Here is a 19,191-nt window from a genome sequence, read left to right on the forward strand (position 1 = left end):
GTGTTGGACATCACAGTTAATAGAGACTAACCTAAATCTCAGTTACACGGCACTAACCGAAAATAGCCGGGCCCGCGGGAATCCGGGCCGGTCAAGGAAATGGAAGCGGTCAATGGAGACACTCGCCAGCAAGCTGGACGCCACGAGCGAGGCCTTTGCGGCCAATAGCGTCGCCCAGGAGGCGCTCGCCGGCGAACTGCGGAAGCGGCTCGCCGTGGCCGCCCTGGGCGGGCCGGAGAAATCCCGCGAGCGCCATGTGGCCCGGGGCAAGCTCCTTCCGAGGGAGCGGATCGACCAGCTCCTGGACGACGGCAGCCCGTTCCTTGAGATTGCCCCGCTGGCAGCCAACGGGATGTACAACGACGACTCTCCTGGCGCCGGCGTGATCACGGGCATCGGCCTGGTCCACGGGCGCCAGGTCCTGGTCATCTCCAACGACGCCACCGTCAAGGGCGGCACCTACTACCCCATGACGGTGAAGAAGCACCTGCGGGCCCAGGAGATCGCGCTGGAAAACCGGCTGCCCTGCGTCTACCTCGTGGACTCCGGCGGAGCCTTCCTCCCCAAACAGGACGAGGTCTTCCCGGATAAGGAGCACTTCGGCCGGATCTTCTATAACCAGGCCAGGATGTCCGCGGCCAAGATTCCGCAGATTGCCTCCGTCATGGGCTCCTGCACCGCCGGCGGCGCGTACGTTCCGGCCATGAGCGACGAGACGGTCATCGTCCGCAATCAGGGAACGATCTTCCTGGGCGGACCGCCGCTGGTGAAGGCGGCCATCGGCGAGATCGTCACGGCCGAGGAGCTCGGCGGGGGCGACGTCCATTCCCGGATCTCCGGCGTCACGGACCACTTGGCCGAGAACGACGAACACGCCCTGCAGATCGTCCGCGACATCGTCTCCACCCTGCCGCGGCCAGCCGCGCCCGCCTGGGACGTGGACACCGCCGTCGAGCCTGTAGTGAACCCCGCGGAGCTCTACGGAGCCGTCCCCACGGACGTCAACGCACAGTATGACGTCCGTGAGGTCATCGCCCGCCTCGTGGACGGCAGCCGGTTCCACGAATTCAAGAAGAACTACGGCACCACCCTGGTCACCGGCTTCGCGAAGCTGCACGGGCATCCCGTGGGCATCGTGGCCAACAACGGCGTGCTCTTCAGCGAGTCCTCGCTCAAAGGCGCCCACTTTATTGAGCTCTGCGACCAGCGGGGCATCCCGTTGGTCTTCCTGCAGAACCTCTCCGGCTTCATGGTGGGCAAGGACGTCGAACAGGGCGGCATCGCCAAGAACGGCGCCAAGATGGTGACGGCCGTCGCCACCGCCCGCGTGCCGAAGCTGACTGTCGTGATCGGCGGATCCTTCGGCGCCGGCAACTATTCGATGTGCGGGCGGGCCTACTCGCCGCGCTTCCTGTGGATGTGGCCCGCGAGCCGCATCTCCGTGATGGGCGGCAACCAGGCTTCCAGTGTGCTGGCCACGGTGAAGCGCGACCAGTATGAGGCCGCCGGGCAGGAGTGGTCCGCAGCGGACGAGGAAGCCTTCAAGGCTCCCATCAAGCAGCAGTACGAGGACCAGGGGAGTCCCTATTATTCCACCGCCCGTGTCTGGGACGACGGCGTCATCGACCCCGCGGACACCCGCACTGTCCTGGGACTGGCGCTCGACGTCGTCTCCCGAACCCCGCTGCCGGAGACTTCCTTCGGCCTGTTCCGGATGTGAGCGGCCATGACCAATCCAGCTGACCCCAACCTGTTCCACACCGTCCTCGTGGCCAACCGCGGCGAAATCGCCTGCCGGGTGATCAGGACGCTGCACGCCATGGGCATCCGTTCGGTCGCCGTCTACAGCGACGCCGACGCCGACGCCCGCCACGTGCGGGAAGCGGACCTCGCCGTGCGGATCGGTCCGGCCGCCGCGGCCGAAAGCTACCTGAAAATCGAGGCGATCATCAGGGCCTGCAAGGACACCGGCGCCCAGGCGGTGCACCCCGGCTACGGTTTCCTGAGCGAGAACGTGGAGTTCGCCCGCGCCCTGGAGGCAGCCGGCATCGCCTTCATCGGCCCCGGCGTCGAATCCCTGGACGTCATGGGGGACAAGATCCGCTCCAAGAACCACGTGGCCGGATACGGCGTCCCGGTGATCCCGGGCATCGCCGAACCGGGGCTGACCGACGACGACCTGATCGCCGCCGCCGCGGCCGTGGGGTATCCCCTGCTCATCAAGCCGTCCGCGGGCGGCGGAGGCAAGGGCATGCACGTGGTGGAACGGCCGGAGGACCTCCCGGCAACGCTGGCCACCGCGCGTCGCGTCGCGGCCAGCGCCTTCGGCGACGACACGCTTTTCCTGGAACGCCTCGTCAAGGCCCCGCGGCACATCGAAGTGCAGGTGCTCGCCGACACGCACGGGAACGTCATCCACCTGGGGGAGCGCGAATGCTCCCTGCAGCGCAGGCACCAGAAGGTGATTGAAGAAGCGCCGTCGCCGCTCCTGGAATCACTGGCCGACGGCGGAACCACCCGGGCGCGGATCGGCGAGGCCGCCTGCCAGGCGGCCCGGAGCGTCCACTACACCGGGGCGGGCACCGTGGAGTTCCTGGTCTCGGACAACGCCCCGGACGAATTCTTCTTCATGGAGATGAACACGCGCCTGCAGGTGGAGCATCCGGTCACCGAAATGGTCACCGGGGTGGACCTCGTGGAGTGGCAGGTGCGCATCGCCGCCGGCGAGGTGCTCACCGTGGCGCAGGACGACGTCGTGCTTAACGGCCACGCCGCAGAGGCGCGCGTCTACGCGGAGGTCCCGGAGCGGAACTTCCTGCCGTCCTCCGGCGAGGTGGTCCTGCTCGATGAACGGGGCACCACCTTCACGGCCCGGGCGGACCCGCCCGCCTTCGCGCCCGCCTCCGCGGACCCGCACATCCGCATCGACTCGTCGCTGCAGCCCGGACTGGAAATTTCCAGCGACTACGATCCCATGCTCTCCAAGGTCATCGCGTGGGGCCCGGACCGCAAAGCGGCACTCGACAAGCTGGACAGCGCGCTGGAGCGGTACACGGTGCTGGGGGTCGGAACCAACGTGGAATACCTGCGGCTCCTGATCAACGACGACGACGTACGCGCCGGCCGCCTCGACACGACCCTCATTGACCGCAAGATGCCGGACCTCACGTTCCGGAGCGCCGGAGACACCGAGCTCATCGCCGCGGCGCTCCCGTTCTGGGCCATGCATGAGGCGCCGGCCGGCGTCGCCTCGCCCTGGGACACCGGCCGGGGCTGGCGGCTGGGCACCCCCGCCCCCTGGCGCATGAGCTTCGGGCTCCCCGGCGGAGCCGTGGCCACCGTGGCCGTCACGTGGCTGAGTGACCAGGACCTCGGCCATGCGACGGTCCGCGTCAACGGCGGACCGGAGCGAAAGGCCGCCCTCCTGGCCCTGACCAGCCGGTCCGTCGACCTTGAAATCGACGGGCAGGCACACACCTTCGCGCTGGGCTCCCACTGGGAGGGCCACCCCCATGAAGGGCGTCCGCAGCAGGTCTACGTGGGAAACGGCGGATGGTCCTGCGGCCTCGACGTCCTCACCCGGGAATCCCGCCTCGCGCGCGTCCTGGCCGCAATCGAGCGGGAAGAGGGTGTGGCCGACCCCGAAGTCCGCTCACCCATGCCGGGGACCGTCGTGTCAGTCTCCGTGCACAACGGCGACGCCGTGGAAGCCGGGCAGGTGCTGCTCTCCGTGGAAGCGATGAAGATGGAGCACCAGCTCGTGGCCGAGGTGGCCGGAACGGTGCACATCAGCGCGAAGACCGGTGACCTCGTGAAGGCGGACCAGGTGCTCGCCACGATCCACGCCGAGCCGCCCGCCGGCCCGTCAGAATCCCCAATCCAAGATCCAACCAATGAACGTAAGGAAGCCTAGCTATGGCCGATTTTGAGCTCAGCGAGGAATACCAGGACCTCAGCAACACCGTCCGGGAATTTGCCGACGAGGTCGTCGCGCCCGTCTCGGCCAAGCACGACGAAGAGCACAGCTTCCCCTACGAGGTTGTCTCCCAGATGGCGGACATGGGCCTGTTCGGTCTGCCGTTCCCCGAAGAATCCGGCGGCATGGGCGGGGACTACTTCGCCCTGGCCCTCGCGCTGGAACAGCTCGGCAGGGTGGACCAGTCCGTGGCCATCACCCTGGAAGCGGGCGTTTCCCTGGGCGCCATGCCCGTCCACCGCTTCGGTACCGAGGCCCAGAAGGAGGAATGGCTGCCGCTGCTGGCGTCCGGAAAGGCGCTTGCAGGCTTCGGCCTGACCGAGCCGGAAGCGGGCTCGGACGCCGGCGGCACCAAGACCACCGCCCGGCTGGAAGACGGGCACTGGGTGATCAACGGCAACAAGGAATTTATCACCAACTCCGGGACTGACATCACCCGGCTGGTGACGGTGACCGCCGTGACCGGCCAGCACGAGCGCAAGGACGGCAGCGTCAAGAAGGAAATCTCCACCATCCTGGTGCCGACCGACACGCCCGGCTTCAAGGCCGAGAAGGCGTACAACAAGGTGGGCTGGAACGCGTCCGACACCCACCCGCTGACGCTGAAGGACGTCCGCGTGCCCGAGGCCAACCTGCTGGGTGAACAGGGGCGGGGCTACGCCAACTTCCTGTCCATCCTTGACGAAGGCCGCATCGCCATCGCGGCACTGGCCACCGGCGCGGCCCAGGGCTGCGTGGATCTCTCGGTCCGCTACGCCAAGGACCGCAGGGCCTTCGGCCACAACATCGGCAAGTACCAGGCCATCTCCTTCAAGATTGCCCGCATGCAGGCACGCGCCCACACGGCCCGGCTGGCCTACTACGATGCGGCCGCCAGGATGCTCGCCGGCAAGCCGTTCAAGACCCAGGCGGCCATAGCTAAGATGGTCGCAGGCGAGGCAGCCATGGACAACGCGCGGGACGCCACCCAGGTGTTCGGCGGCTATGGCTTCATCAACGAATTCACCGTGGCGCGCCATTACCGCGACTCCAAGATCCTTGAAGTCGGGGAGGGCACCACGGAGGTCCAGCTGATGCTGATCGCCCGGGAACTCGGACTGTAGCCGGCCTGAAAGGATCAACGATGATTGACAAGGTTGTTGCCAGCGCTGCTGAAGCGGTCGCGGACATTCACGACGGCGCGTCGCTCGCCGTCGGGGGTTTCGGCCTCTGCGGGATCCCGGTGGCCCTCATTGACGCCCTGCACCACCGCGGCGCCAAGGACCTGGAAACCGTGAGCAACAACTGCGGCGTGGACGACTGGGGCCTCGGCATCCTGCTCAGGGACGGCCGGATCCGCCGCACCATCAGCTCGTACGTCGGGGAGAACAAGGAGTTCGCCCGGCAGTACCTCTCCGGCGAACTCGAGGTGGTCCTCACCCCGCAGGGCACGCTGGCGGAGAAGCTGCGCGCCGGCGGTGCCGGCATCCCGGCGTTCTACACGAGAGCGGGCGTGGGTACCCAGGTGTCCGACGGCGGCCTGCCGCAGAAGTACGACGCCGACGGCAGCATCGCGGTCGCCTCCGCTCCCAAGGAGGTGCGCAGCTTCGGCGGCGTGGACTACGTCCTCGAAGAGTCCCTCACACCCGACTTCGGCCTGGTCCACGCCTGGAAGGGCGACCGCCACGGCAACCTGGTCTTCCACGCCACGGCAATGAACTTCAACCCGCTCTGTGCCATGGCGGGCAGGGTCACCATCGCCGAAGTCGAGGAACTGGTGGAGCCGGGGGAGCTGGACCCCGAACACATCCACGTGCCCGGCATCTTCGTCCAGCGCATCGTCGTCGCACCCGAGATCGAGAAGCGGATCGAAAAGCGGACGGTTGCCCTTTCGGCGCAGTCCGCAGCCGGCACCACCGAACAGGCAGGAGCGTAGCCATGGAGTCGAACAGCTCGCAGGGGGCGCCGCCCCGCCCCGAGGCCGTCCGCCATGAGTACCGGCGTGCCGCGACGTCCCACCCGGAGGGCAAGGGATGGACGCGCAACGAGCTCGCGGAGCGGGTGGCGCAGGAACTCAGCAACGGCCAGTACGTCAACCTGGGCATCGGCATGCCCACGCTGATCCCGAACTACATCCCCGCCGGCGTCGAGGTGGTGCTGCACTCGGAGAACGGGATCCTGGGCGTCGGACCCTACCCCGGCGAGGACGAAGTGGACCCGGACCTCATCAATGCGGGCAAGGAAACCGTCACGGTCAACAAGGGCGCGGCCTTCTTCGACTCGTCGCTGTCCTTCGGCATGATCCGGGGCGGCCATGTGGACGTCGCCGTGCTCGGCGCCATGGAGGTCGCCGCCAACGGGGACCTGGCCAACTGGATGATCCCGGGCAAGATGGTCAAGGGCATGGGCGGCGCCATGGATCTGGTCTTCGGCGCCAAGAAGGTCATCGTCATGATGGAGCACGTGGACCGGAGCGGCCGGCCAAAGATCGTGGAGCGGTGCACCCTGCCGCTCACGGGCAAGGCCTGCGTGGACCGGATCATCACGGACCTCGCCGTCATTGACGTGACGCCGGACGGCCTGGTGCTGCGGGAGCTGGCCCCGAACGTCTCCGTCGAGGACGTCGCCGCTGCCACCGGCGTCGAGCTGCTCGAGGAAGACCAGGAACTGACCGTATGACGGCGAACGCTGAACAGAGTGCTGACGGGGTTTCGACAAGCCCAACCAGCGGCAGCCCCCGCGTGATCGAACAGCGCGGGCTGTACTTTGAGGAACTCGAAGAGGGCGTGGTGTACGCGCACCGTCCGGGCCGGACGGTCACCGAAACCGACAACGTCCTGTTCACCACCATGACCATGAATACGCAGGGGCTGCACCTTGACGCGGCGTGGAGCGCGGGGCAGCCGTTCGGCCAGCGGCTGGTGAACTCCATGTTCACCCTGGCAACCGTCGTCGGGCAGTCCGTTCCGCAGCTGACGCAGGGCACCATCATCGCGCAGCTGGGACTGACCGATGTGTCCTTCCCCGGTCCGCTGTACCACGGCGACACCCTCTACACCGAGACCGTCATCACGGGCAAACGGCTCTCCGCGTCCCGGCCCGGCCAGGGGATCGTCACCATGAAGCACACCGGCCGCAACCAGAACGGCACAGTGGTGGCCCTCGCCACGCGCAGCTGCCTGATGTGGACGCGGGAGGCGTACATGCAGGCGCAGACGGAAAAATAATCGGACAATGACTGTATGACTTTTGTGATGGGCCCGGCCCTGCTCTTCTGCCCTGCTGACCGCCCCGAGCGTTTCCAGAAGGCTGCCGAGCGCTCCGACGCCGTGATCATCGACCTCGAGGACGCGGTGGCGGCTGCGGACAAGAAGCGGGCCCGGGGGGCCATCCTTGCCCAGCTCGGCAGCTCAGGCGAAGGGCCGGAGCTCGATCCCAGCCGGACCATCGTCCGGATCAACCCGGCGGGCACGGCGGACTTCGAAAAGGACCTGCACTGCCTGGCCCACACGCCCTACCGCACCGTGATGCTCGCCAAGACGGAAAGCGCTGAGCAGCTCCGGGCGCTGGAGGGCTTCCACGTGATCGCGCTGTGCGAAACGGCGGCCGGCATCGTCAACGCGCCGGCCATCGCCGCCGCCCCGAACGTCGTGGCGCTCATGTGGGGCGCCGAGGACCTGCTCGCGTCCCTCGGCGGGACATCCAGCCGCAAGGACGACGGCGGCTACCGCGCCGTGGCCCTGCACGCGCGCTCGTCGGTGCTCCTGGCTGCCGGTGCCTTCGGCAAGGAGGCGGTCGACGCCGTCTACGTCAACATCCCCGACCTTGAGGGGCTGGCCGAGGAGGCACGGGACGCCGTGGCCTCCGGCTTCAGCTCGAAGGCCTGCATCCATCCCGGCCAGGTGGCTGCCGTCCGTGCCGCCTACGCGCCGTCGGGGGATGAAGTGGCCGCCGCCAGGGAACTCCTCGAGGCCGCCCGCGCCGCCGGGACCGGCGTGTTCCAGTTCAAAGGCACGATGATCGACGGCCCCATCCTCAAGCACGCCGAAGCGACCCTCCGCAAGGCCCGCTAACGCGGGCGCTTCCTCTCCGCACTTGCCTGCTCAGCCGCCGCGCCGCAGGGACAGGGGCGGGATGGCCTCGTACAGCGGCGTCCGGATCCAGCGCTGGCCGGTCTCACGGAACTCGGCCCGGCTGGAGAAACGGTACAGGTACGTCCGGGCGCGCACCCAGCGGGGGCGCTCGCCGTCGAACGGGTCGTCGCGCAACAGGCGCAGCACCACCTTGTCCGCCTTCAGCAGCTTTTCCAGGAAGGCGTAAAACCACTCCTCGTGCACGGTGCGCAGGGGCAGGAACCACATCAGCCAGTCGAGCCGCAGGTGGTACGGGGCCCACTGGCGCGGCAGCCTGCGCACGTCCCCGGGCTTTCCCTTGAATCCGTACTCCCGCCAGTCCGCCGACTCGTCGGGCTCCTCGTCGCTGGTGCCCTCCACCGCCACCTCGATCCGCTGCTTCGTGACCGTGCCGAACGCGCCGTACGTGTTCACGAGCTGCCACCGGTTGAAGCTGGCATTCATCAGCTGATGATGGGAGAACAGGTTACGGACCGGCCAGTAGCTGAGCACCAGGAGCAGCACCGTGACGGCGAGCGTGAGGATGAGCCACCACAGCGGAGTTTGCCGAGCGCCGCCGGCCGCCTGCCAGTCCAGCGGAAGGACCGGCAGGACTGCGTGGGCCACGGAGTCGCTGACTGCGGCGAAGGCCAGCACAATCGCTATCCAGTTCAGCCACGCGAAATTGCCGCTGGCCACAAGCCACAGCTGCGTGAAGATGATGATGGCGGCCGCGGCGCTTCCCACGGGCTGCGGAGCGAACAGGAAGAACGGCACCACGAGTTGGGCGAAGTGGTTGCCCAGCACCTCCAGCCGGTGAAAGGGCTTCGGCAGCAGATGCGCCTGCCGGCTCAGGGGACCCGGCATGGGCTGGGTCTCATGGTGGTAGTACAGGGCCGTGAGGTCCCGCCACTCCCGGCCGCCGCGGAGCTTGATCATGCCCGCGCCGAACTCCAGGCGGAACACCAGCCACGCCACCAGGAGCAGGACGGTCCGGGGCGGGTCTGTCTGGTCTGAACCCAGGAAAGCCACGGTGAAGCCGGCCTCGAGGATCAGCATCTCCCAGCCAAAGCCGTAGAACGTCTGCCCGACGTTCACGATCGACATGTACAGCAGCCACAGCGCCAGGAAAGCGATCATCGGCAGCCACGGGGGCCCAGCCTGCGGAAGTCCGGCCACCAGGACGGCCGAGATGGCCAGCCCCGTCCCGCAGACGGCGCGGAGCAGCCGGTCCGAGTATCGCCATCGGAAGAGCGTGGGCCGCCGCAGCCTGCTGAACCCCGACAGATAGTCGGGCACGGGAAGGAGGCCGCGCTCGCCGAGCAGCGCAGGGAACTGGTTCAGGGTTGACAGGAACGCAACGAAATAGAGCGCGGCGATGCCCCGCTGCAATACCAGCCGGGCGAATTCGTAGTCCGGCGCGTCGAACCAGGAAGCCCAGTCCACGTTTCCACGTTACGCCTGCCGGGAAACCCGTCAAGGCAGTCCCGGGCGGCACTAGGATCGAACCATGTTTGCTCTGGTGCTCATCGTGGTTGTCGCGGGAGCGCTGGCGCAAAGACTGGCCGGGCTGGGATTCGGCCTCCTGGTCTCGCCGGTCCTGGTGGTGCTCCTGGGGCCGTTCGACGGCGTGATGATCATCAACCTCTGCGGTGCGGCGTCATCGCTGCTGATCCTGTCGCGGGTCTGGCGGCACGTCCAGTGGCGGCGCTACTTCGGCCTCGCGGCTTCCGCGCTGACCGGCGTGGTACCCGGCGCCTGGCTGGCCAGCCATGTCCCTGAGGCCCCCTTGGAGATCTGCATCGGAGTCCTGCTGATCCTGGGGCTGCTGGCTTCCCAGCGGCTGAACCGCAGCTCCTGGCGGGCCGCGGGCGCGGCCCCCATGGTGGCGCTGGGATTTACCAGCGGGCTTATGAACGCGGCCGCCGGAGTCGGCGGTCCGGCCATCACCGCGTATGCCATCGTCACGCGCTGGGAGCAACGGAGCTTCGGCGCCACCCTGCAGCCCTACTTCATCACCACGGGGCTGTCCTCGCTGCTGACCAAATACCTGTTCTCCGGCGGCCACCTTCCGGCCCTGGAAGGCTGGCAGTGGCTGGGCATCCTGGCCGCCATGATCCTCGGAATCGTCGCCGGTGACCTGCTGTCGGGGCGGGTGCAGCCGGGCTTGGTGCGGAAGATCGTCGTCGTGATCGCGTACGCCGGCGCGGTATCCACCGTGTCCAAGGGCGTCCTGGAACTCGCGCTCTCCTAGTCCGGGTGGCCACCGCCCGTCCGGAGGCGGCCCGCGGTGCGGGATACTTAAGCCATGCAGACTTCGGGCTCCAGCCGTCCAGCCGGCCGTCCAGCGACAGGGCAGCCGCGCAGAATCGTCCTCCTCGGATCCACCGGTTCCATCGGCACGCAGGCGATTGACGTCGTCGACGGCGCACCGCACCTTTTCGAGGTGGTGGCGCTGAGCGCCGGCGGCGGCAACCTGGAGCTCCTGGCGCAGCAGGCCGTGCACACGCAGGCCGCCGCGGTGGGCATGGCCCAAGGGGATCCCCACCGTCTGCAGGACCTGATCGACGACGCCGCCCGGGCGGCCGGGCTGGCAGGGTACCGTCCGGAGATCATCAGCGGCCCCGACGCCTCCACCCGGATCGCCGCCGTCGAGGCGGACGTGGTGCTCAACGGCATCACCGGATCCATCGGACTGGCACCGACGCTGGCCGCCCTGGAATCCGGAGCCACGCTGGCACTGGCCAATAAGGAATCGCTGATCGTGGGCGGCTCCCTCGTCAAAGCCGCCGCCGCGGAAGGCCAGATTGTGCCGGTGGATTCGGAGCATTCGGCCATCGCCCAGTGCCTGCGTTCAGGCTCCGCCGCCGAAGTGGACAGGCTCATCCTGACGGCGTCGGGCGGTCCGTTCCGCGGCCGGACCCGGGAGCAGCTGTCGTCCGTCAGCCCGGCGGAAGCCCTCGCCCACCCCACGTGGGACATGGGGCCCATGGTCACCACCAACTCCGCCAGCCTGGTCAACAAGGGCCTCGAGGTGATCGAGGCCCACCTGCTCTTCGACATCCCGCTGGACAGGATCGACGTCGTGGTCCATCCGCAGTCCGTGGTCCACTCCATGGTCCAGTTCGTGGACGGCTCCATCATCGCCCAGGCCTCCCCGCCGGACATGCGGTTGCCCATCGCCCTCGGGCTGGGCTGGCCGGACCGCGTTCCGCAGGCGGCCACACCCTGCGACTGGACGCAGGCAACCAGCTGGACGTTCGAGCCGCTGGACGCCGCCGCCTTCCCGGCCGTCGGCCTTGCCAAGGACGCGGCGAAGCAGGGAAGCACCTACCCGGCCGTGTTCAACGCCGCCAACGAGGAAGCCGTGATGGCGTTCCATGCGGGCCGGATCCGGTTCACAGACATCGTGGACACCATCGAAGCCGTACTCAGCGAACATCCGGGTTCCTCCGTGCTAACGGTCGAGTCCGTGCTGGATGCTGAGAAGTGGGCACGTGCACGCACGCACGAACGTTTAGCAGTGAGCAGTCTCTAGGAAGCAGCAGATCGAAAGCATGAGTCCCGTCATTCTCTTCATTATTGGTGTCGTCTTTGTGGCCGTCGGCATCGCGGTCTCCATCGCCCTGCACGAGGTGGGACACCTGCTCCCGGCCAAGCTCTTCAAGGTGCGCGTCACCAAGTACATGATCGGCTTCGGCCCCACCCTCTGGTCCACGAAAAAGGGCGAGACCGAATACGGATTCAAGGCGCTTCCGCTCGGCGGCTACGTGTCGATGATCGGCATGTACCCGCCCAACAAGGAAGACGGTTCCGTCCGTCCCTCCAGCACCGGCATGTTCCAGACACTGGCCACCGAGGCCCGCTCCATGGCCCATGAGGAAGTCGGCCCCGGGGACGAGCACCGTGTGTTCTACCGGCTCCCGGTCTGGAAAAAGATCATCGTCATGCTCGGCGGACCGGCGATGAACCTGCTGATCGGCCTGGTGCTGACCGCAGTGATGCTCATGGGATTCGGCCTGGCCGAGCCCACAACCACCATCGCCGACGTCTCCAAGTGCCAGGTGAAGGCGGGGGAAACCGTCGATCCGAACTCAGCCGACTGCAAGCTGACTCCCGCTGCCGCCGCGCAACTCAAGCCCAACGACGTCATCACGTCCTTCGACGGCAAAGCCGTGACCAGCTGGGATGAGCTGACAGGCTGGATCCGCGCCTCGGCCGGCAGGGAAGTCAGCATCACCGTGCAGCGGAACGGTGCGCCCGTCACCACCACCGTCACGCCGGTGCTTTCGGCGCGGCCGGTGGTCGGTGCCGACGGCCGGCAGGCCAAGGACGACGCCGGGAAGCTGATGTACCAGGATGTCGGCTTCCTCGGCATCGGGGCGCAGACGGCGCTGGTGCCGCAACCGGCGTCGGCCGTCCTGCCCATGGCAGGGGAGAACATCCGGCAGGTTGCCGGCGTCATCCTCAATCTCCCCGCCCGCGTGGCCGGGGTGGCGAAGGCTGCCTTCAGCGAGGAGCCCCGGGACCCGAACGGTCCCATCAGCGTGGTGGGCGTGGGCCGGGTGGCCGGCGAAGTTGCCGCCATGGAAGAGGTTCCGGCGCAGTCCAGGCTCGCGGCCCTGGTAGGCCTGATTGCCGGCCTGAACTTCGCGCTGGCGGTCTTCAACCTGGTGCCGCTGCTGCCTCTCGACGGCGGACACATTGCCGGAGCGCTCTACGAGGCCGTCCGCCGGCGCGTGGCCAAGCTGTTTGGCAAACCCGATCCCGGAGCCTTTGACATCGCGAAGATGCTCCCGGTGACCTATGTGGTGGCCGCGCTCCTGATGGGCATGGGCGCGCTGCTGATCTACGCGGACATCGTGAAACCGGTGAATCTCTTCGGTTAGCACCCGCCAGGCGGTGATGTCAGCATTTCACCTCTTTTTGACTGATTTTAAATAATCAGCTGAAAATGATTGATGTTGGAAGTTGAGCCGCCTAAGGTTGATTCATGTACGTCATGACCATTGACCAGCGGGGCAGCAGTACTGACATTGACAGGGTGCCCGAATTCCTCGACGGGCTGCGGCCGTTCTCCACTGCCCGCTTCGAGCGCTCAGTGGGCGACGAGGTCCAGGGCGTCCTTGACGAGCCCGCTGCCGTGGTGGACGTAGCTCTGCATGCGCTCCGGAGTGGCCTTTGGTATGTGGGCATCGGCGTCGGGCCGGTGAACCTGCCGTTGACGGCCAGCCCCCGCGAAGGATCCGGAGCGGCCTTCGTTGCGGCGCGCCAGGCCGTGGACCGGGCAAAGGCCGCCGCCGGCCACGTCCCCCTGGCGGTGGTCTCCGGGGGTGTCCGGCGCGGCCTGCCTGCCTCCGCGGGCGCCCCGGCGGGCGGTGGCGCCGGGAGCCGTGGTGCCGAAACCCGCGATGCCGGGGTGAGGGCCTGCGCCAACGCAGAGGCTGTGCTGCGGCTCATCGGACGGCTGGTCCGGGAACGGACCGAAGCCCAGTGGCGGGTGGTCGATGCGCTCCGCGCCAAGAATGAGCGTGATCCCGGCCGGCACGGATTGCAGAAACAGGTGGCCAGGGAGTTGGGAATCAGCGACCAGTCGGTGAGCCGGGCCATCCTCAGATCCGGATGGCAGGAAGAATGGGCGGCGAGGCCAGCGGCGGAAATGCTGCTGGCAACCGCCCATGGGCTGATCCGCGACACCGTCGGCCCCGACGCAAGCAACCGAGGAGAACGGTGAACGCACTCTGGATCGCCGCAGCACTGCTGACGGCCGGTTTCGTAGGCTGGCCCGTGACAGCGCTGGTGTTCAGGCTGGCCCGGACCATCGACGACAAAGCCGACGCTGTCACAGCCGGCGCGGACGCTGCCGATGACCCCTCGGCCGACGTCACTGTGGACCATGAAAGCGTGGACCATGAAAGCGTGGACCGTGAAAACGTGGACCGTGGAAAACCGGACCGTGAAAACACCGTGAACGGCGATATTACGGTGGGCGGTGAAGCGGCCGCGGCGGCGCCCACCGTGCGCATCCTCCGGGGCGGGGCGATCATCGGAGTGCTGGAGCGCCTGGCCGTATGCCTCGCCATTCTCGCCGGGCAGCCTGTGGCCATTGCCTACGTGGTGGCCATCAAGGGCCTGGGCCGCTTTGCCGAGCTAAAGGAAACGCCGGTTGCGGCAGAGCGCTTCATCATCGGGACCCTCGCCTCCATGCTGTGGGCCGCCGGCGTCGCCGCTTTCACGAAGGTCGTGCTCCTCGGCTAGCCCGGCTGCGGGATAGGGTATCCGTATGACTGTTTTTGCTGTTGAGTACGTATACGACGCCGAGTCCACCGAGACCCGCAATGCCAGCCGCCCGGCGCACCGCGAATGGACCGCAGGACTGGCGGAGGAGGGGACCATCCTGGCGAGCGGCCCCTACGGTGACGGCGCCGGTGCACTGCTCATCTTCAAGGCGGCCGACGAGAACGCGCTGAACGAGATCCTCCGGCAGGACCCGTTCGCGGCAGCCGGCGTCATTTCCGGCACACGCACCACGGTGTGGGCGCCGCTGACCGGCCTGCTGGCCGGGCACGCAGCCTAGCCGCCGTACTTACTGATTCTTCGATACAAGGAGTCCACGTGACCTCGGTCAGCCTGGGAATGCCATCCGCACCGCCGCCCGTCCTTGCGCCCCGCCGCAAGACGCGCCAGATCAAAGTCGGCTCCGTGGGCGTCGGCTCCGATTCGCCCATCAGCGTGCAGTCGATGACCACCACCCCCACCACGGACATCAACGCCACGCTGCAGCAGATCGCGGAACTGACGGCGTCCGGCTGCGACATTGTCCGTGTGGCCTGCCCGTCGGCGGATGACGCCGAGGCGCTGCCGATCATCGCCCGCAAATCCCAGATTCCGGTCATCGCGGACATCCACTTCCAGCCCAAGTACGTCTTCGCGGCCATTGAGGCCGGCTGCGCGGCCGTGCGCGTGAACCCCGGCAACATCCGCAAGTTCGATGACCAGGTCAAGGAAATCGCGAGGGCGGCCAAGGACCACGGCACGTCCATCCGCATCGGCGTCAACGCCGGGTCCCTCGAGCCGGGCATCCTGAAGAAGTACGGCAAGGCCACGCCGGAAGCGCTGGTTGAATCGGCCGTCTGGGAGGCCTCCCTGTTCGAGGAGCACGGCTTCCACGACTTCAAGATCTCCGTCAAGCACAATGACCCGGTCATCATGGTGGCGGCCTACGAGATGCTGGCCGAGAAGGGTGACTGGCCGCTGCACCTCGGTGTCACAGAGGCCGGCCCCGCCTTCCAGGGCACCATTAAGTCCGCCACCGCCTTCGGGGCGCTGCTTTCGCGCGGCATCGGCGACACCATCCGCGTCTCCCTGTCCGCCCCGCCGGTCGAGGAGATCAAGGTGGGCAACCAGATTCTGCAGTCGCTGAACCTGCGCCCGCGCAAGCTGGAAATTGTCTCCTGCCCGTCGTGCGGACGCGCGCAGGTGGATGTGTACACGCTGGCCGAACAGGTGACCGCCGGACTCGAGGGCATGGAGATCCCGTTGCGCGTCGCCGTCATGGGCTGCGTCGTCAACGGACCGGGCGAAGCACGCGAAGCGGACCTGGGCGTTGCGTCCGGCAACGGCAAGGGCCAGATCTTTGTGAAGGGCGAGGTCATCAAGACTGTTCCCGAGAGCCAGATTGTTGAGACACTGATCGAAGAGGCCATGCGTATCGCGGAAGAGATGGGGGAGGCCGATGGCGAAGATGCTGTCAAGGGTAGCCCCGTGGTTAGCGTCTCATAAGGACGGAACAGACCCGGACGGCGCAACCGTCCGGGTACTCGGCGTCGCGGACACGGCCGGGCTGCGCCAGTTGGCCGGCGCGGATCCGGTGGCGAATGTCTTCATCCTTGCGCACCTGGAATCCACCGGAACGGCCGCGCCGACTCCCGGCGGCGCCAATGTGCTGGGCGTCTTTGAGGACGGCGTGCTGGTCGGTGCCTGCTGGGCGGGCGCCAACCTGGTTCCCGTCCAGCTTGATCCCGGCTTCACGGGGGCAGTGGCAGCGGCAGCCCACCGGTCCGGCCGCCGGTACGCCTCAATCTTCGGCCCGGCGGGCACAGTCCTTGCCCTGCACAGCCATCTGGAGCAGCTCGGCCACGCCGCACACGAGGTGCGGCCGGACCAGCCGCTCATGACGATTGCCGGACCGCCGGCCGTTGAACCTAACTGGCAGCTGGGGTACGGGCAATATGCCGACTTCGACACCATCCTGCCCGCCTGCGCGGCAATGTTCGAGGAGGAAGTGGGCTACTCGCCGTACCTGGGCGGGCGCGACTTCTACAGCCGGAGGGTGGCCGGGCTGATCCGCCAGGGGCATTCCCTGGTCCACCTGAGCGACGGCGAGGTGGTGTTCAAGGCCGAGCTCGGGGCAGTGACGTCGGAAGTCACCCAGGTCCAGGGCGTGTGGATGAACCCCAGCTACCGCGGGCTGGGCCTGAGCGCGGGCTACATGGCCGCAGTGGTGCTGCTGGCCCAGAAGATAGCGCCAATCACCAGCCTCTACGTCAACGACTACAACTCCCGGGCCCGCGCCACCTATGAACGGGTCGGCTTCCGCCAGGTCGGGACCTTCGCCACCGTTCTGTTCTGAACGTTTCTCAAAGTCTTCCCGTCAGGTAGCGCTGGATGTTCGGCGCAACGAGCCGCACCACGTCATCCTGCGAGGCCGAGGCAAGCGGCTCAAGCCTGACCACGTAACGGACCAGTACAAGCCCCACGAGCTGGCTGGCCATGAGGTTGCCGCGAATGGCCACCTCATCTGCCGTTCCGGGCACACCGGCCATGATCCGGGGCAGCACTGTGCGTGCCACCAGATCCCTAAGGAGCGCGGTCTTGGCTGTGGACCCGATGGTGCCGCGGAGGAAGGCAAGCAGGCCGCGCTGTGCCGGGCTGTCCCAAAGGCGCAGGACCGCACGGACAATGGCTTCGGCGCGCTGCCCGGGTGCGGATGCCGCCACTCCGGCAAAGACCTGCGCGGGATCGGCGGGCAGCCCCACGCTCCGGGAGAACAGCTCATCCTTGCCGCTGAAGAAGTGATGGACCATGGCGGGGTCCACGCCGGCTTTCCGCGCCACCTGCCTCAGGCTGGTGCCCTCGAAGCCCTGTTCGGCAAAAAGCCCCCGCGCGGCAGCGAGGATCTGGTCGCGGGATCCTTCCCCGCCCGCGGAACGCCGTCCGCGCCGTTCCGTCACGGCGTGCTCCGCCGCAGGGTCAGCCCAGCGAGGACCAGCACCGCCAGGACCACGGCGGCCATGACTCCGACGTCCTGCCACATTGCGGCCGTGGCCGTGCTGTTGCCGGCGATCTCCTGCAGTGCGTCCACCGAGAACGTCAGCGGAAGCACGTTGGAGACGCCCTCCAGGAAGCCGTTCATCCGGCTGCGCGCCACAAAGAGTCCGCAGAGCAGGATCTGCGGCACCACCACCACGGGCATGAACTGCACGGCCTGGAACTCAGTCCGGGCGAAGGCCGAGCAGAACAGTCCCAGTGCCACGCCCAGCACCGCGTTGACGACGGCCACCATGACCACCAGGGCAGGGCTGCCCTTGATGTCCAGGCCGAAGATCCAGTACGCCACCGCCGTGGCCACGAGGGACTGCATGGCGGCCATGACCGAGAACGCCACGGCGTAACCGAACAGCAGGTCCGCCTTGTGGATGGGCGTGGTCAGGAGCCGCTCAAGCGTCCCTGACGTCCGCTCCCTGAGCATGGTGATGGAGGTCACCAGGAACATCACCACGAACGGGAAAATCGCCAGCATCATCAGTCCCACCCGGTCAAAGGTCCGCGGGACGCCGGCGGGCAGTGCTTCATTTTCGAAGAGGAAGTAGACCGCCGTCAGCAGCAACGCCGGAACCACGAGAATCAAGGCGATGCTCCGCCGGTCGTGCCGGAGCTGGTCCAACACCCGGCCCGCCGTGGCCAGCATCATCCCGAAGTTCATGGCGCCACCTCGCTCCCGGCGCCGCGGATGATGTTGAGGAAGGCCCTCTCCAGGTCCTCGCTTCCGCCCCGCCGGCTGAGCTCCGCGGGCGTGAGCTGCGCGAGTATCAGGCCCTCCCGGAGCAGCAGGAGCGAGGCGCAGTGGCCGGCTTCCTCCATGACGTGGCTGGAAACCAAAAGTGTCGTCCCGGCGTCGGCCATGGTGCGGAAGCGGTCCCACAGCTCGGCCCGCAGCACCGGATCCAGCCCTACCGTGGGCTCGTCAAGGATCAGCAACGCGGGCTCTGACACCAGGGCGCACGCCAGCGACACCCGGCTGAGCTCCCCGCCGGACAGGTCGCCGGTCTTTCGCCCGGCCAGGTCCGCCAGGCCGACGGCGGCAATCGCCGCTGCGGCGTCGCCGCGGTTCCGGCCGTGCATGGCGCCGAAGTAGCGCACGTTGGCCTCGACGCTCAGGTCTGTGTACACGCTGGGGGACTGCGCGACGTAGCCAACCTCATGCCTAAGGCGGGCATGGCCCGCGGGCCTGCCGAGCACGCGGACAGTGCCGGAGGATATCCGCTGAACGCCGAGGAGGACCCGCATGAGCGTGGTCTTGCCGCTTCCCGAGGGCCCCAGCAGCCCGGTGATCCGGCCGGGTGGAATGGTGAATTCGAGGCCGCGGAGGACGTGGGTTCCGCCGCGGCGGACGTGGAGGCCCGCGGCTTCCACGGCGGGGCCCGCAGCGCCATGCCCGGAACCCGACGACGGGCCCGGAGCCGGGCCCGCATCTGTTGCTCTTCCCATGTCCGCCTCCGGCATCACCGGGTGGTTCCCGGCGAGTAATTCATCGGTTGATGAAATAAATCTAGATCTGCCAGGGGCTGTGATCAACGGGCTGCGATTAAACGGACGCCGGTCCGCCGGTGCGGAAGCGTGGGGTAACGGGGCTGTCAGCGGGATCATCCGGGCACGCAGACTTGAATCGGTGACCACCATCACATAGGTTCTACCTAACCGTGTCGTTCGGGCGCGGATGGTCTCAGAGAATTAGCGGCATGACCGGCCGCGGAGCCACGCCACCACAAGGATGACCAGCCGGAGACGGCCAGGGGCTTCTTTGCGGGGCGTGGCTCTTCTGCAGTGCGGCCACCGGCGCCC

Annotated in this window: 19 protein-coding genes; 15 read left to right on the forward strand and 4 right to left on the reverse strand. The window is 67.6% G+C overall.

Annotated features, from left to right (window positions below):
• Positions 1–112: 112 nt before the first annotated feature.
• Genes ABFP37_RS01370 through ABFP37_RS01400 form a run of 7 tightly spaced genes read left to right on the forward strand, consistent with a single transcriptional unit; the run spans position 113 to position 8,028 of the window.
• Complete coding sequence (locus tag ABFP37_RS01370; protein WP_078026390.1) at positions 113–1,720, forward strand: carboxyl transferase domain-containing protein; 1,608 nt, start codon at positions 113–115, stop codon at positions 1,718–1,720.
• 6 nt (positions 1,721–1,726) lie between these two features.
• Complete coding sequence (locus ABFP37_RS01375; protein ID WP_347032505.1) at positions 1,727–3,913, forward strand: biotin carboxylase N-terminal domain-containing protein; 2,187 nt, start codon at positions 1,727–1,729, stop codon at positions 3,911–3,913.
• Between the two features lie 2 nt (positions 3,914–3,915).
• Positions 3,916–5,079, forward strand: coding sequence for an acyl-CoA dehydrogenase family protein (locus tag ABFP37_RS01380; protein WP_078026392.1), 1,164 nt, complete (start codon positions 3,916–3,918; stop codon positions 5,077–5,079).
• A gap of 23 nt (positions 5,080–5,102) precedes the next feature.
• Positions 5,103–5,891: a CoA transferase subunit A gene (locus tag ABFP37_RS01385; RefSeq protein ID WP_347032572.1), complete on the forward strand. Its 789-nt coding sequence runs from the start codon at positions 5,103–5,105 to the stop codon at positions 5,889–5,891.
• Between the two features lie 2 nt (positions 5,892–5,893).
• Complete coding sequence (locus tag ABFP37_RS01390) at positions 5,894–6,634, forward strand: CoA transferase subunit B (protein ID WP_078026394.1); 741 nt, start codon at positions 5,894–5,896, stop codon at positions 6,632–6,634.
• Positions 6,631–7,182 carry a MaoC family dehydratase gene (locus ABFP37_RS01395; protein ID WP_260680797.1) on the forward strand — a complete coding sequence of 184 codons (552 nt, stop codon included), beginning with the start codon at positions 6,631–6,633 and terminating at the stop codon, positions 7,180–7,182. Before ABFP37_RS01390 ends, ABFP37_RS01395 begins: the two co-directional genes overlap by 4 nt.
• A 15-nt stretch (positions 7,183–7,197) precedes the next feature.
• Positions 7,198–8,028 carry a CoA ester lyase gene (locus tag ABFP37_RS01400; protein WP_347032506.1) on the forward strand — a complete coding sequence of 277 codons (831 nt, stop codon included), beginning with the start codon at positions 7,198–7,200 and terminating at the stop codon, positions 8,026–8,028.
• A 30-nt stretch (positions 8,029–8,058) separates the two neighbouring features.
• Here the strand turns inward: ABFP37_RS01400 and ABFP37_RS01405 are convergent, their stop codons facing one another.
• Complete coding sequence (locus ABFP37_RS01405) at positions 8,059–9,513, reverse strand: lipase maturation factor family protein (protein WP_347032507.1); 1,455 nt, start codon at positions 9,511–9,513, stop codon at positions 8,059–8,061.
• A 64-nt stretch (positions 9,514–9,577) separates the two neighbouring features.
• Between ABFP37_RS01405 and ABFP37_RS01410 the strand changes: the two genes are divergently transcribed.
• From ABFP37_RS01410 to ABFP37_RS01445, 8 genes are all read left to right on the forward strand, one after another.
• Positions 9,578–10,321: a sulfite exporter TauE/SafE family protein gene (locus ABFP37_RS01410; RefSeq protein ID WP_347032508.1), complete on the forward strand. Its 744-nt coding sequence runs from the start codon at positions 9,578–9,580 to the stop codon at positions 10,319–10,321.
• A gap of 54 nt (positions 10,322–10,375) precedes the next feature.
• Positions 10,376–11,605, forward strand: coding sequence for a 1-deoxy-D-xylulose-5-phosphate reductoisomerase (gene dxr, locus ABFP37_RS01415; RefSeq protein ID WP_347032509.1), 1,230 nt, complete (start codon positions 10,376–10,378; stop codon positions 11,603–11,605).
• A gap of 19 nt (positions 11,606–11,624) precedes the next feature.
• A complete protein-coding gene (locus ABFP37_RS01420) occupies positions 11,625–12,956 on the forward strand; it encodes a site-2 protease family protein (protein ID WP_347032510.1) in 1,332 nt (443 codons plus the stop codon).
• A 104-nt stretch (positions 12,957–13,060) separates the two neighbouring features.
• Positions 13,061–13,801 (forward strand): hypothetical protein, encoded by a 741-nt coding sequence (locus tag ABFP37_RS01425; protein ID WP_347032511.1) that lies wholly within the window; start codon positions 13,061–13,063, stop codon positions 13,799–13,801.
• Positions 13,798–14,325, forward strand: coding sequence for a hypothetical protein (locus ABFP37_RS01430; RefSeq protein ID WP_347032512.1), 528 nt, complete (start codon positions 13,798–13,800; stop codon positions 14,323–14,325). The genes ABFP37_RS01425 and ABFP37_RS01430 overlap by 4 nt, the downstream gene beginning before the upstream one ends.
• 25 nt (positions 14,326–14,350) lie before the next feature.
• Entirely contained in the window at positions 14,351–14,644 is a 294-nt protein-coding gene (locus ABFP37_RS01435) for a YciI family protein (RefSeq protein ID WP_078026402.1), read from the forward strand.
• Positions 14,645–14,682: 38 nt separating this feature from the next.
• The gene (gene ispG, locus ABFP37_RS01440) at positions 14,683–15,849 is read left to right on the forward strand and encodes a flavodoxin-dependent (E)-4-hydroxy-3-methylbut-2-enyl-diphosphate synthase (protein ID WP_078026403.1); all 1,167 of its coding nucleotides are present in this window, start codon (positions 14,683–14,685) and stop codon (positions 15,847–15,849) included.
• A complete protein-coding gene (locus ABFP37_RS01445; RefSeq protein WP_347032513.1) occupies positions 15,803–16,699 on the forward strand; it encodes a GNAT family N-acetyltransferase in 897 nt (298 codons plus the stop codon). The genes ispG and ABFP37_RS01445 overlap by 47 nt, the downstream gene beginning before the upstream one ends.
• A gap of 7 nt (positions 16,700–16,706) precedes the next feature.
• Here ABFP37_RS01445 and ABFP37_RS01450 read toward each other — a convergent pair whose 3' ends face one another.
• From ABFP37_RS01450 to ABFP37_RS01460, 3 genes are read right to left on the reverse strand one after another with little or no spacing between them, the layout of a single operon-like run.
• Positions 16,707–17,300, reverse strand: coding sequence for a TetR family transcriptional regulator (locus ABFP37_RS01450; RefSeq protein ID WP_078026404.1), 594 nt, complete (start codon positions 17,298–17,300; stop codon positions 16,707–16,709).
• A complete protein-coding gene (locus ABFP37_RS01455; protein ID WP_347032514.1) occupies positions 17,297–18,052 on the reverse strand; it encodes an ABC transporter permease in 756 nt (251 codons plus the stop codon). The genes ABFP37_RS01450 and ABFP37_RS01455 overlap by 4 nt, the downstream gene beginning before the upstream one ends.
• The gene (locus ABFP37_RS01460) at positions 18,049–18,837 is read right to left on the reverse strand and encodes an ABC transporter ATP-binding protein (RefSeq protein ID WP_347032515.1); all 789 of its coding nucleotides are present in this window, start codon (positions 18,835–18,837) and stop codon (positions 18,049–18,051) included. The genes ABFP37_RS01455 and ABFP37_RS01460 overlap by 4 nt, the downstream gene beginning before the upstream one ends.
• Between the last annotated feature and the right edge of the window lie 354 nt (positions 18,838–19,191).

This window comes from Burkholderia sp. RS01, assembly GCF_039748055.1.
GTDB lineage: Bacteria > Actinomycetota > Actinomycetes > Actinomycetales > Micrococcaceae > Arthrobacter.